Source organism: Elizabethkingia argenteiflava, from assembly GCF_009904105.1.
Taxonomy (GTDB): domain Bacteria; phylum Bacteroidota; class Bacteroidia; order Flavobacteriales; family Weeksellaceae; genus Elizabethkingia; species Elizabethkingia argenteiflava.
This window is the reverse complement of sequence record NZ_JAAABJ010000110.1, coordinates 1-378: the sequence shown is the minus strand read 5'-3', so window position 1 is coordinate 378 and position 378 is coordinate 1. Positions and strand designations below refer to the sequence as shown.

Below are 378 nucleotides of genomic sequence, written 5' to 3'. Positions count from 1 at the left end.
TATTCAATTAAATTTTATGTTGCTGGAGGAAGATCTGGTCTACAAGAATTTGAAGGTCTGAATGTTTTTGTACATATTGAATTACTAACATCAGTTGAAAATATTTTAGAATTTGATCAGATTGATCCGATAGAAGAATTTAACATTCTGTTTGAGAAAGGAGAACTTAATGATGGAGTCAGCTTTAAAATTTAGACAAAAGCATATTTAAAATCTGTAACAGTTAAAGTACACATGAAGAGAACATGGATTCCCATAGGTAGTAAAAACGGCAGTATTATTTTTGTGAAATCAGAACTTAGTAACAGAAACATTTATGCTTCCTTTACTGGAGGATTTCAGCCAATTTTGATTTGCGATGATTTGTCTAGCTTTTTT

1 protein-coding gene is annotated in these 378 nt (G+C 30.2%); it reads left to right on the top strand.

Annotated features, from left to right (window positions below; all coding sequences use genetic code 11):
- A partial coding sequence (locus GNY06_RS00600) for a hypothetical protein (protein WP_166518343.1) occupies positions 1-195 on the top strand: 195 nt, incomplete at its 5' end.
- Positions 196-378 lie beyond the last annotated feature (183 nt).